The 13,401-nt window shown below is 50.4% G+C and carries 7 protein-coding genes and 1 pseudogene; 2 read left to right on the forward strand and 6 right to left on the reverse strand.

What is annotated here, in order from left to right:
* The first annotated feature begins 143 nt into the window (after nt 1–143).
* The gene (locus CIK87_RS07630; protein WP_094386694.1) at nt 144–1,034 is read left to right on the forward strand and encodes a DMT family transporter; all 891 of its coding nucleotides are present in this window, start codon (nt 144–146) and stop codon (nt 1,032–1,034) included.
* A gap of 36 nt (nt 1,035–1,070) precedes the next feature.
* On the forward strand, nt 1,071–1,874 hold the full coding sequence (locus CIK87_RS07635) for a ThiF family adenylyltransferase (RefSeq protein WP_094386695.1): 804 nt from the start codon (nt 1,071–1,073) through the stop codon (nt 1,872–1,874).
* A gap of 453 nt (nt 1,875–2,327) precedes the next feature.
* On the opposite strand, the gene CIK87_RS07640 is transcribed toward CIK87_RS07635, so the two are convergent.
* The 6 genes and pseudogenes from CIK87_RS07640 to CIK87_RS07670 all read right to left on the reverse strand — a co-directional run.
* Nucleotides 2,328–6,704, reverse strand: coding sequence for a choice-of-anchor J domain-containing protein (locus tag CIK87_RS07640; RefSeq protein ID WP_094386696.1), 4,377 nt, complete (start codon nt 6,702–6,704; stop codon nt 2,328–2,330).
* A gap of 926 nt (nt 6,705–7,630) precedes the next feature.
* Nucleotides 7,631–9,268 carry an ABC-F family ATP-binding cassette domain-containing protein gene (locus tag CIK87_RS07650; RefSeq protein WP_094386698.1) on the reverse strand — a complete coding sequence of 546 codons (1,638 nt, stop codon included), beginning with the start codon at nt 9,266–9,268 and terminating at the stop codon, nt 7,631–7,633.
* A 630-nt stretch (nt 9,269–9,898) separates the two neighbouring features.
* Nucleotides 9,899–10,122: pseudogene (locus CIK87_RS07655) on the reverse strand (helix-turn-helix domain-containing protein); the annotation flags it as partial.
* A 5-nt stretch (nt 10,123–10,127) separates the two neighbouring features.
* A complete protein-coding gene (locus CIK87_RS07660; RefSeq protein WP_094386699.1) occupies nt 10,128–11,060 on the reverse strand; it encodes an ADP-ribosylglycohydrolase family protein in 933 nt (310 codons plus the stop codon).
* Between the two features lie 90 nt (nt 11,061–11,150).
* The gene (locus tag CIK87_RS07665) at nt 11,151–12,404 is read right to left on the reverse strand and encodes an ATP-binding protein (protein WP_094386700.1); all 1,254 of its coding nucleotides are present in this window, start codon (nt 12,402–12,404) and stop codon (nt 11,151–11,153) included.
* A gap of 260 nt (nt 12,405–12,664) precedes the next feature.
* On the reverse strand, nt 12,665–13,401 hold a 737-nt coding region (locus tag CIK87_RS07670; RefSeq protein ID WP_144008070.1), incomplete at its 5' end, for a transposase.

The raw sequence follows: 13,401 nt of genomic DNA on the forward strand, positions 1-13,401 counted from the left end.
GCACCCTGGCACCATCGCCACCGGCTGCACGGCCTCTCCTTTTTGCTGCTGTCCGGCAGCCGATGATGACAAAAAATGCTAACACCAGTATTTTTCACACCCTTTTGTTTTGCAGTGCTGGCTAATTGCAGTACCTTTGCGATATGAAAAGCAAGAAGTTACAAGGCCACATGGCCGTCATGACCGCCAATATCATCTTCGGATTTGGCGTACCCGTCACCGCTCTGTTGCTCAAGGAGTGGGTTTCTCCCATGGTCTATATGCTTACGCGCTGCGTGGGCGCCGCCGCCATATTCTGGCTCATCTCGCTCTTCCTGCCCTCCGAGCATGTCGAGCGCCGCGACCTCGTCGTAATCTGCTGCGGCGGACTGTTAGGATTTGTCATTTCACAGACGCTGGCAGCCTGGGCACTGGTCTTCACCTCGCCCGTCTATTTCTCTATCATCGCCAGCCTCACCCCCGTAGCCACCATGCTCATGGCGGCACTCTTCATCGGCGAGCGCATCAATTTCACCCGCAGCATCGCCGTCATCCTCGCCACCGCGGGCGCCCTGCTCATGATTTTCACCCACTGGCACGGAGGCACCGGACGCCACGATCTCCTGGGCATCAGCTTCGGTATGCTCAGCCTGATTACCTGGGCCATCTACCTGCTCATCACCCGTCAGGTCAGCGCGCGCTACTCTGCCGTCACCCAGATGAAGTGGATTTTCCTTGCCTCGTCGATAGCCGTGCTGCCCATAGCCTGGGGCGAACTCGACACCCAGAAGCTCTACTCCGCCGCCTGGCAGTGGGACGGAGTGGCAGAGATGGCGTTCATCGTGGTCTTCGCCACCGTAGCCGGCTACGTGGCCATACCCTTCGCCATGCGCTACATCCGAGCCACCAGCGTGAGCATCTACACCAACCTCCAGCCCATCGTGGCTTCGGTCGTAGCCATACTCATCCACCAGGACATCCTCACATGGGACAAGCCCGTCGCGCTCATCCTCGTGCTGCTCAGCGCCTGGCTGGTCACCCGGACTGAACGATAGGCCGTCCGCCCCACCACCATTGTCAACCCATTCATCATGTATACAGACAATCCTATCTTCGACCGTGCGCGACTGCTCATGGGCGACGACGTGATGCAGACCCTCGCCAGCCGCCGCGTCATCATCTTCGGCGTCGGAGGCGTGGGCAGCTGGGTAGCCGAGTGCCTCATACGCTCGGGCATACGCCACCTCACCATCGTCGACTCCGACCGCATCTGCGCCTCCAATGTCAACCGCCAGCTCATGGCGACCTCCCTCACCGTGGGCGAGGTCAAGGTCGACGCGCTGCGCCGCCATCTGCTCGAAATCAGTCCCGATGCCGACATCCTGGCGCTGCAGAAGATTTATTCCGCAGACACCGCCGACGACTTCGCCCTCGACACCTACGACTACATCATCGACGCCATAGACAGCCTCAAGGACAAGGCGCTGCTCATGCTCCGCGCCTGCGAGACCCGTGCCACCCTGTTCTCGTCCATGGGCGCAGCCCTCAAGATGGACCCCACGCTCATACGCGTGGCTGAGTTCTGGAAGGTACGCGGCTGTCCGCTCGGTGCCGCCCTCCGCAAGAAGTTCAAGCACATGCACTGCCGCCCCGCCCGCAAGTTCATGTGCGTCTACGGCGAGCAGGTGCTCGACAATCGGGGCGCCCATCAGGTCGCCGCCAGCACCATGCCCGACACCCAAGAACCCGCCCCCGGCGACCCCACGCTCGCCCACCACGACTGGAACGCCAGCAAGGCCCAAATCAACGGCTCAATGGTCCTCATCACCGCCATCTTCGGCTTCACCATCGGTGGTTTGGTGCTCAACGACATCTACACCAAGGCATTGGCATAGAAGCCCCATCCAAAGCCCCATCCAAAGCCCCATCCCAGCCTTCCCCAAGGGAGGGCACTGAAAAACTAAAACCCACTATCAAATTGAAAGTTGATGACGGAGAAATAGCTGTTTTACCCTTTATTATCTATCTATTTTAGCCTTATTTAGGCGATTTGCAGAAAGAGAAGTTACAAATCGTAAGCATTTTCCGTTTTGGTCATAAAAAAAGGGGACTTTTTCAGTGCCCTCCCAAGGGGCGGGAGTCCCATTCTCCTGAGCTTTAGGCGATTGCGTGACGCTCCTTCCCCTTGGGGAAGGCTGGGATGGGGCCCGTGGTCCTCCCCTTCCCCATTGCCACAATTCCGCACGAAAAAAGGACGTACCCTGATTGAGGATACGTCCTTTTCTTATTGTGTCGGGTCATTCTCCAGGAAAGACTTGGCGTCTCTCCCGATGGAGATGACGGTCTTCTTATCTTACGGCAATCGCGCGAGACAGCTCACGGATCTTGACTACATACACACCCTTGCTTACGGCAACGCGGGTAGAAGGCTCGGCCTTAACCTGCTGAACCAGACGACCGTCGACAGTGTAGATAGTAACATCTGCGCCAGCCATACCCTCGATTACGATGGCACCCTCGGCACCGTAGATGCGGCCCTCACCGATGGCGTTGTCGCCGATACCGGTGTTGAGAGATACCTGAGCAGTGTTGGAGAAGCTCGACTCACCTACGCTGAATACAGAGGTCACGTTGTAGCGGTAAACATCTTCGCCCGAAATCTTGTCGCTGTAAGTAGCGGCAGTGACGGGGCTCTCGTTGAGCTTGACACCGTTGCGATATACATTGTAACCCTCCAGAGTGAGGTTGGCCTTGTTAGAGGCAGGAGTACAGGTGATATCGTCGATGAGCAGCGCCAGCACATCCTTGGCATTGTAGTGGATAGCCACATACTTGGTGTCCTCGGGAAGTTGGAACTCATAGAAAGCGTAGCCGGCTTCGGGGTCGGTCTTGTAGCCTACAGGCACGTTCTCGACAGACTTGAAGAGGGTGAAGTCAGAAGGCTCCTTGCCGCTCTTGGATACCACGATGTCGAACGACTCGAGGCCGTACCTATTGGAGAGTGACTTGGCCCAGAAAGAGATGTACTTGTTGTTAGGAGCAAGTTCGGGAAGAATGAGGTAGTCATCATTCTGAACAGATGACCAGAAGCAGAGCGTCTTCTTGCCACTATGGGCAGCCATGATGCTAGTCTTGCTGTTGTATTTGTCGCAGTCGATAACCTGACATACCATACCCTGGCCGAGGTGAGGAATGCTCTGACCACCATCAACAGCGCCCCAGGTATAGTTTGTGGCCAGATGGTCGCAGTCGATGAGGGTATAGTCGCCGAGCGAGCCACGGTCTGTGGTGACAATCATCTCGTGAGTGGCTCTGTTTTCCTCAACCACGATACCACCTACACTCCATGACTCGTAGCTCTCCATATCGTCGGTGCGCTCGGCATAGTACTCGGTAGTAGGAGCAGCCCAGTTGAGAGTCACATTGCCATCGGCCTTGGCAGTGGCCTTGAGGGCAGTGGGCTGGGGATACTTGGAAGGAGTAACCGCAGCTATCGCGGTCTTCTCGTTGTTAGCCTTGTTCTCGTCGTCGGCATAGACAACCTTGCACTTCACCTCGAGCTCTTCGGCGTCGAGCAGTGGAACGGTGATATCAATATTGAAGGTCTCCAGGGCATCAGCAGCCAGAGCGCTGCCGTTAAGTGTGTTGACCAGTTCACCATTGACATAGCACTGCAGCTTGTATGCGCCTGCAGCCTTGAGACCGTTGTTGAATACAGAGACAGAAGCCTTGATGTCCGAACCAGCCTTGGCAGACTTGGGCAGCACGAGGCTCTGGACCGCGAGGTCATAGTCGAAGGTATTGCCCACGGTGACGTTATCTATGAAGAGAGGAGAGGCCATAGTCTTGTTGGTAGCCTCGATACCTATCTGCAGGTGGTCATAGGCCTTGTAGGCAGAGAGGTCTACGGTAGCGGCAGTCCACTTCTTAACTACTTCCTTGGGCAGAGTGGCCACGTCGGTCCATGTCAGACCGCAGTCGTTAGACACGGTAATCTTCAGGTCTGAAGATGTATCAAAGAGATAGTACCACAGCTTGATGGTGGGTCTGTTCTCGGTGCTCAGATCGATGATGGGCGTTGTGAGACGGGCGCCACCGGGGTTGCCGGCGCTATAACCTACCATACCGTTGTCGCCATCCTGAGACGATACGTTGGGAGCGAGGTCAGCTGTCAGCTGCCATACGTTGTTGCCCGATGTGGTGCTGATAAGCCAGGGCTTGGTAGACAGCCTTCTGTTGGCAAACGATTCCTTGAGAGGACACTTATAGCCATAACCGAAGGCAGAGGTGTTACTGTAAGCGGGGGCGCTGGTGCCATAGTCGTTGTAGGCATAGAGCACATAGGCGAGAGAGGTCTGCAGGTCAGAGAGATTAGGAGCGTCTACATGGGTGCAGGTGGTCAGGTCTGACTTGATCTTGGTCTGTGTCTCTGCATTGTATACAGAGTAGTAGATCTGGGTGGGGTCTACGTAGCCACCGTGCTTACCTGTGGTAGGAGCCTCCCAGGTGATGATGGTCTGCGAGCCCTTCTGTACCCACTGAACCTTGGTAGGAGCACCGGGAGCATCAGGACCTACCCAGCCCTTGGCGGTAGCCAGGACACCGGCGCCATAGGTGTTATGGCATACTACGCTGTACTCGTTCTCGCCAGTGGTAGGATTGGGGTCGCTTACCTTCACCTTCAGACCTACAGCCAGTTCTGCACCGTCTATAGTGGCAATCTCTCTGCCAGTGGTAAGATTGGTTACAACAGCCTTGGAAAGACCAAACAATGGGCCATTGCTGAAGCTTTTGGTAGGACAGGTGAACTCTACCTCGCTGGTGAGTGCGCCCTTTTCGCCGGGAATCACGGTGATGTCGGTAGCGGCACCAGGACTCTTGGTGTTGATGCCGTCAGAGAGTTTGAAGTCAGAGACAGCCAGGGCACCCTGATTCTTCTCAGAGGTGACATGGAGGCCGATATAGAAGAGGCCGGTCTCGTCGGCGGTAAGCCATTCGTCTACATAGCAGCCGGTAGAGGTTACCTTCTCGTTGCAGACCTTCTTGGTCATCGAGGCAGCTGTCTTCTCCTTGCCATACATTATCTCAAAGCGTTCCTGCTTGTTCAGGTCGCTTACCATGAGGGCCATGGTGAGGTGGTAGGCCTTGCCCTTCTCCAGTTTCACGATAGGAGAAACCAGCCAGTCATTGGCGTCTTTGTCCTTGCTGGCTTTGTAGAACACGTTCTTGCCGTTGCTTCTCCATGTGTTGCCGTCCTCATTGGCGTCGATGGTGGTAAAGAAGCCCATGCCATTTTCACCGAGGAAGCTGTTTTCGTAAGGCAGAGCCACACCGAGGTCTTCGCCGGCGAGCACGTCGTTAGAGGTCACCGCACCACTGCTCTTCACGCCGTCGGTGGCCATGAGCACGTAGTTGTAGTTGTTCATCGCGGTGATGGTCTTGTCGGTAAACGAGGTAGTGGTGAGGTCTGAAGCTACAGTCACGTTGTCGGGCTGGCGTACCAGCGAGTACTTGATGGCTGCAGTGTTGATATATCCGCCGTTGACGCCTTCTGTGACGGCATCCCAGCTGATGGTAATCTCATTGGAACCCTCGGCCTTGACTGCCTTGAGGTTGGCAGGAGTCTTGGGAGAGTCCTGACCGATATACTTTTCGATATAGGTGGTCAGACCGCTGGCGCCGTCGAGTTTGGCACAAACGGCAAACTTGTACTTGCCGTCGGCAGGCACGGTAACGGGCACTTCGACCTCGGCACCGGGGGCGCCTTCGCCGGTCTTGTACTCAGCGTCGTTGAGGAAGAACGTGTAAGAGAGGTTTGAGGTCAGGGCTTCACCGCTCTCGGTCTTGTCGGGCATGGTGAAGATAAACTTACCAGTGAGGCTGCTCTTGTCAAACTCGGTTCTCATCTTGGCGATGAAAGCGGGCCTTTCCACTTTCTTGGCGGGCTTGGCAAACACACCAGCCCATCTGATGGCGGGGCTTGCAAAGTCGGTCACCTTGGTAGCCTTACCAGTAGTTACATCTACAGTGTACAGCGAACTCTCGTCGGCAGTGTGGGCAAACCAGTATACAGTATTGGTCGACTCGTCAAAACAGGCGTCCTGCACATCTATAGAGGGAGTCACGCCGGTAGCGCCGATAACGGTGGCTTCGGCGGTCTCCAGATTGAGCTGGCACAGATTACCATCCAGACCGATACCATACACCTTGCCACTATTGTCAGTAAAGAGGGCTACATAGCGCTGGTCAAGCACACCTCCATTGGTCTTGACACCGCTGGTCAAATCAAGCGTACACAACCTAAAGAGACTGGAATTGGCGGGATAGCATCCGTAGGTCTTACCATCCTTGGGGTTGTAAACCAGAGAGGTAGGAACGTCTGTGCCGGAGCTGAGATTCTCGACGATTTGCCATGTGTTGGTATCATACTTTTCCAACGTGGTAAGGAGTACTTTGGATCCCCTAATATAAGCAGACAACACGTAGTAGTAACCATCGATGTACACACCAGCCGAGGGCGTCACGCTGGAAATGCTTGCAAGAGGGGTTAGGGTCGGCGGGGTCGCCGTGGTGGTCGAATAGATACCGACCGGCTTCATGCCCGTTGAGATTCCTCCGTAGAGCGTAGTCTCTGCGGAAGCCGCAAGGGCTTTCGGTCCCGGACTTGCCATGGCAAGTCCTACCAGCATACATAGCATGCTGAGACAAGTAATGATTCTTTTCATAGACTGTAACACTTGAAAATTGTAATTAATAATAATGTGGTTCCTATATGTCCACAAAAGTAATCAGTTTTTCGGAAAAATTTGCAATTTTTATCAGAAAATTTTAATTTCTTTTTGGGATTTTCTAATTTATCACCAGCCCACCCGAGGCCAAAAACGGCATAACCGCCGACACATCAGCGCCTTTCGCCGTTTCCATCCAAACCAAGCAAAAACCGCCCACATTGGTTATCATAGGGTTGCATAACACGGAGATGACCGCCAATAACGTGGAGATGACAATTGGAAACGTGGAGATTAGAGTTAGAAACGTGGAGATGCCACTTGGAAACGTGGAGATGACAGTCGCGAATGAGGAAATAACAGATGGCGGCGTGGAAATGACACCGGCTGGCGCGTATCGGAAGGCACGAGGGTGCGTATCGGAAGGCACGGAAGCACGCATCGGAAGGCACGGAAGCGCGTAACGGAAGGCACGAGCCGCCAAACGCAATCAGGAAAGCAATGGATGCAGTGAGTATCATCGGTTTGCATCATCACCGCGCTGCTGCGCATCATGAGCCTCATCGTGACGGTAGCCCCTACCCTCGCCATGGGCAAAAAAAATACGCTGAGACTCATCAACGAGCTTCAGCGTATCCGATATGTTTAACTACTTATTTTCTAAACGAATGAAAACCTCACGGTTTCCATTGTCATCCTGGTTAAACAATCTGTCAATCTACCTTAAAAACCTAATAACTAAAAACCTAAATCTATTACTACTAATCTAAACAATCTATTAACCTTTTGATGATGCAAAGGTACTACACTTCTGCGGTTCTGACAATAGTCTGGGGCCACTTTCTGCTGCTCGGGGCCTCTTTCTTGACATATATCATAATATGCACCATCACTGCATTTCTGCTATAGATACCGAGCGGGCATCAGTGCTTCTTCTCGAGTTCCTGCAGGTTCTCCATAGCCTTGGACTCGAGGAACTCGTAGATGCCGCAGAGGTGCTCACGCACGCGGCCATGGCCAAACTCGTAGACCTTGCTGACCAGCCCGTCGAGGAAGTCACGGTCGTGGCTCACCACGATAAGGGTGCCATCGAAATCTTGAAGCGCCTGCTTGAGGATGTCCTTGGTCTTGAGGTCCAGATGATTGGTGGGCTCGTCGAGGATAAGCAGGTTGACCGGCTCGAGCAGCAGCTTGAGGATGGCGAGGCGCGTACGCTCTCCACCCGACAACACCTTGACCTTCTTGGTAGACTCCTCGCCGCCAAACATGAAGGCGCCGAGCAGGTCGCGTATCTTGCTGCGTATGTCGCCCTTGGCCACATCGTCGATGGTCTGGAAGACGGTGAGGTTGTCGTCGAGCAGCGACGCCTGGTTCTGGGCGAAATAGCCTATCTGGACATTGTAGCCCAGATTGAGGTCTCCCTGGTTCTGCAGCTCGCCCATGATGCACTTCACGAGGGTCGACTTACCCTCGCCGTTGCGGCCCACAAAGGCTATCTTGTCTCCCCGCTCCACGGTGAGATTGACGCCGCTGAAGACGGTCTTGTTGCCAAACGACATAGACACATCGCTCATCTGCACGGGATAAGCGCCGCTGTGCGGACTGGGCGGGAACTTCAGGCGCAGACGGCTGGTGTCTTCCTCGTCGACCTCAATAAGCTCGAGTTTCTCAAGCATCTTGACGCGGCTCTGCACCTGCAGGGTCTTGGAGTAGGTGCCCTTGAAGCGCTCGATGAAGTCCTTGGTCTCGGCTATCATCTTCTGCTGCTCCTCATACTGCTTCATCTGCTGCTCACGGCGCTCTTTGCGCAACTCGAGATAGTGGCTGTAGGTGGCGCGGTAGTCGTAGATGCGACCCATGGTGACCTCGATGGTGCGCGTGGTGATGTTGTCGACAAACTTGCGGTCGTGGCTGATGACCACCACTGCCTTGGAGCTGTTGATGATAAACTGCTCGAGCCAGCCGATAGACTCGATGTCGAGGTGGTTGGTGGGCTCGTCGAGCAACAGCACGTCGGGCGACTTGAGGAGCAGTTTGGCGAGTTCGATACGCATACGCCATCCTCCCAAAAACTCGCTGGTGGGCCGGTCGAAGTCACTGCGCTCGAAGCCGAGACCCACCAGGGTCTTCTCGACATCCTCCTCGAAGTGAGTCATGTCAATGGCATAAAACTTCTCGGAAAGCGTAGACACCGTCTCGATGAGCTGCATATACTCATCGCTCTCGTAGTCGGTGCGGGTGGAAAGGAGGTCATTGATACGGTCTATCTCTGCCTGTATCACGTGGAGATGGGCAAATGCCTGGCAGGTCTCCTCAAACACGGTGCGGCCGTCTTCGGTCATCAGGTGCTGGGGGAGATAGGCGACGACGCAGTCTTTGGGCGCCGACACAGACCCGCGTGTGGGCTTGCGCACTCCCGCCAATATCTTGAGCAGGGTACTTTTGCCTGCGCCGTTCTTGCCCATCAGGGCGATACGGTCCTTCTCGTTAATCTGGAAGGTAATGTCCTTGAACAAGGTGGTGCCGCCGAACTCAACGGTCAGTCCATCTACTGAAATCATATTCTATTATTATCTGGTGCGTAATGTGAAAAACGATGCAAAGTTACCTAAAAAATACTCAATCCCTATTGCATATCGCAGGAATTTGCCGTGACGCAGACATAAATTGGCAGAATGGGGCAACATGTTGCTGATTGATGGTTTCACGCATCAACCTCATCTCTACCGTTATGTTTTGCAGCACTTTTGATATATCCGTAACCTGCTCTTTCCAATATGGAAAGTTACGGACTTTCTATGCGAAAGTTACCGAATTTCTCAAAGTCAACAAATAAGTATGTTCGAAAAAACTTTCCATAATGTACGTCGTCACTCTGAATTTCGTTTTCTCCATTATATTGTGCAAATACTTTGCAAACGAGCGCAAATAGAGTTTATTCTTATTTTGTCGAGTGCAGCTAAGTATTATGCAAATATAGCATAAAAATACGATTAATCGAGCGAAGCGGAGAATCTTTCTCACTTCCGGGCGTCAGAATATTATCCAAAGGCTACAATCTTGATACAGTACTCTTACGTAAGTACTGGAGTTAACTCCCATAAGTACTAGAGTAATCTCTGTAAGAGTACTGGCGTAAGTCATATAGATACGATACGAAAGCTACAGGGTTAGACGGAATAAAAAGCGTGTTTTTCCATTGGCACGCCTTCTACAAGTCGTATTGCCATGCCAGTCTTATCATCGGTATCTAATCCAACGAGATAATATACCCACCACCAAGATCATCAATGTCATTGGCGAAAGCACATATACTGATATATGCTGCCTCGATTCCAACCTTTCTTGAACTCAATGCGATTGGATTCATTTTCTGCTTGTTAAGCAGGTCGTTTATGTTTATTGCCAGTGCCATATTGTTTATTTTATACAAATGTTCAAAAGGCTATCTATCGTTTTGTCCAAAGACTCTTTATATAAAAGGCCTTCAATATATTCGTTGGGAATGGAGGAGTAGCCATATTTCGCTCCAAGTACTGCACACGCCACTGCCGCATTTGTATCTGCATCGCCTCCTGCATTCACCACAACAAGAAGCCCATCAACAAATGAAGTCGTATGCCAGTAAGCCCAAAGAGCCACTGATAATGTAACTAAAGTATAGCCCATGTGGTCATAGTCTACCAAATTCTTAACATCTGATTCACACCACGCTTTGTCCACGTATTCGCAGATTTCTGCATCATACAACTGTGCCAAACTTTTTATTTGAGATAATGTCGGTGGTTGCATACCATAAACCAATGCGTGTATAAGTTCGGACACTATTACGCATGAGCCGACACATCTTGGGTCGTAATGGGTGAGCCGACAAATATTTTCTGCACAAGTCCTTACTTCTTTTGGAAAAAGGCCGACTACTGAGGTGCGCATCAGCCCACCATTTGCTGCAGACTGATACTTGCTCAGTTCCCATACCTTGTGGGATACATCAAACGGATGCTCCACATAGTCGCCAATCATCAGCACCTTATAGGTATTTTCTCCAATACCCATAGGAGTGCCATTGGCCCAGTCTTTGAAGTGTCGGGCGATGTTGTAAAAATTAACACCCTTGTCTTCAATGACCTCATCAGCAATGCAGAGCATCATGTCGGTATCATCCGTCCAGTCGCCAATCTCCCAACGTTTCCGATGCCTGTCTTGGTATATCTGCTTGTAGTGTTGTAATCCATGAGGATATTTCCAAGCGATATCCTCATCTGTCATGAATTCCGTCCCTAATCCGAGTGCATCGCCTATGGCTTGACCATAAAGGCAACCTCTAAATCTGTCAATAGTTTTATGCTCCATAGCCGTATAAATCTAAATTTTGACATTGGTTGTTGTTTTGATACACCTTAAATTAGCAGACTTATAATTTTACAAGAAAGAAAGTCAATATTAATCTGTCGAAGACAAATCAAGCAAGAAATCATAGATGCTGATAATCTGAATTCCATCATCATCGCTCCACGATTTTGTATGCTCACCAACGATAAGGAGTTTACGGAAAGAATCACCCACTAAGCGCAAGGAACGTTTCTCCTGCTCCATTTTGTCGGCATCAGGCATTCTCCAAGCCGATTGTATGTAAATGCGCTGGCTACCTTTATTGCAGACGAAATCAACTTCAAGTGTAACACGGATATTTTGTCCCTTATCGTTTCTTACCCTTTGAGCAACGTTGCCAACATCAACGAGCCAACCACGCATACGCATTTCATTATAGATGACATTCTCCATGATGTGGGTTGGCTCTGTTTGTCGGAAAGAAATGATAGAGTTGCGCAAACCGATATCTTGATAATAGTATTTTGATAGCGAGCCGATGTACTTGCGTCCTTTAATGTCATATCGCTCAGACTTCTCAATAAGGAAAGCATCTTGCATATATTCAAGATATACGGAAACCGTCTTGTCCGTGATATTCTGAACGTTGCTTACAGACTTGAAAGTGTTGGCAATATTAAGAGCATTGACAGGTGCGCCTATGCTTGAAGCCACAGTCTTTGAAAGCTCTTCAAATTCAGGTTTTAAGGTAATGTCATTACGCTCATATATGTCACGTAGATATACGGTACGGTATAGCCTACGCAAGAAATCGGATTTCTTATCATCGCCAATTTGAGTTAAGAGTTGTGGAAGTCCACCAAACATAATGTATTCAGACCATGCATCTTCCTTTGAACCAGGAAAAACAGACATAAATTCCTTGAATGACAAAGGCCAAACATGGATTTCATCACCACGCCCGCGGAACTCTGTCACCACATCAGATGAAAGGAAGCGTGAATTAGAGCCTGTAACATAAACATCAGTACCTTCAGTTACCGAGAGAGTAGAAAGAACCTCAACAAAGTCATTCACTTCCTGTACCTCGTCAATAATGATGTAGTATGTATCATCATCTTTCATTTCCTTTTCTACCCAATCAAGTAAATAGTCAGGGTCTTTTAATGGCTTGTTCTTTCGACTCTCCATATCAATAATTATGATATGGTCTTCCTTAACACCATCATCCAACAGGTGCTGTCGGAAAAGCTTCTTTAGCAAGAAAGACTTTCCCGAACGTCTTAATCCTGTTATAATTTTAATCAATCCGTTGCCTTTAGAACGAATCAATTGGTCGATATAAGTGCTTCTGTTAACTATCATACATTCCGAAAAAGTGGAACATGTACCACCTTTTCGGAACAAAGATAATACTATTCTATTAAAAGGAAGACTGTTTCTTTAGGAATTTGACAATTTTAGCCAAATTCGCTACTCTGCATATACACCTCCATGTCGTTTACCTCAAAGATAAAGACATCTCGGAGCTACCGGATCTCGTTAGAGTCCAGCAGCTTCATTCGTCTTGTACCTTTTGATAAGGCGGGCTACGTCTCAGCATTACATTCAACCCAAATCGGTCATTAGGATTTCTCTGTGTCGTACGGCAAAGAGAAATCCTTTAATTTTTCCCATATAGATAAGAATGATTGTCGTGTTTTTAGTGATCTAGCCAAATATAGGATGTGCTTGTCTTTTGTTTTTCCCAGATAGGCTGGCGTCGATATCAACTCGTATCGGATAGTCTTCAGAAATTTCTTCTTGTTGGAATTGATCAGCGCATGTCTGAACAACGACATAAAGTTATATGCCATAACAATGAAATTCCCACATGCCTCTGTTGCCCAGAAGTTATTTGTGACAAAGTCATCGATGGAGAAATCATTCTTCAATTCTTTTATCCTATTCTCAGAATCCGCTCTTCCGCGATATGAGTCATATACAATCTTGGCCGGCAGGTCAAGGTCTGTTACAAAGCAGCTGTATCGGTATTTTCCGAAATCCTGCTCATCCTCAAAAAGCTCCAGTTGCTTGATTTGCTTTCCTGCAGCTTTGGGGCGCTTGTCTATTTCTTGCCTGACCATCACAATGCGTCTAGGCTTCTCCCAACCGTTTGCCTGATAGATGGTTTCGGATATTTCCAATCCGTCTGTTAGCTCTATCCATTTGCGTTCATGGGTGAGACTGTACTTTATACGATTGTTGAAACGGCAGGCAATGATATAGTGTAACCCTTTCATTTCCAGATAGTCAAGTATTTCCTTCGCAAAGAAACCGCTATCCATGCGGACCAGCCCGACACGTTTGCCCTCAAGTTTTG

The organism is Prevotella sp. P5-64 (genome assembly GCF_002251285.1).
Lineage (GTDB): Bacteria > Bacteroidota > Bacteroidia > Bacteroidales > Bacteroidaceae > Prevotella.

What these genes read in the sequence shown, in the direction of transcription:
- CIK87_RS07630 (WP_094386694.1), top strand. Translation starts at nt 144, where the DNA reads ATGAAAAGCAAGAAGTTACAAGGCCACATGGCCGTCATGACCGCCAAT.
- CIK87_RS07635 (WP_094386695.1), top strand. Translation starts at nt 1,071, where the DNA reads ATGTATACAGACAATCCTATCTTCGACCGTGCGCGACTGCTCATGGGC.
- CIK87_RS07660 (WP_094386699.1), bottom strand. Translation starts at nt 11,060, where the DNA reads ATGGAGCATAAAACTATTGACAGATTTAGAGGTTGCCTTTATGGTCAA.
- CIK87_RS07640 (WP_094386696.1), bottom strand. Translation starts at nt 6,704, where the DNA reads ATGAAAAGAATCATTACTTGTCTCAGCATGCTATGTATGCTGGTAGGA.
- CIK87_RS07665 (WP_094386700.1), bottom strand. Translation starts at nt 12,404, where the DNA reads ATGATAGTTAACAGAAGCACTTATATCGACCAATTGATTCGTTCTAAA.
- CIK87_RS07650 (WP_094386698.1), bottom strand. Translation starts at nt 9,268, where the DNA reads ATGATTTCAGTAGATGGACTGACCGTTGAGTTCGGCGGCACCACCTTG.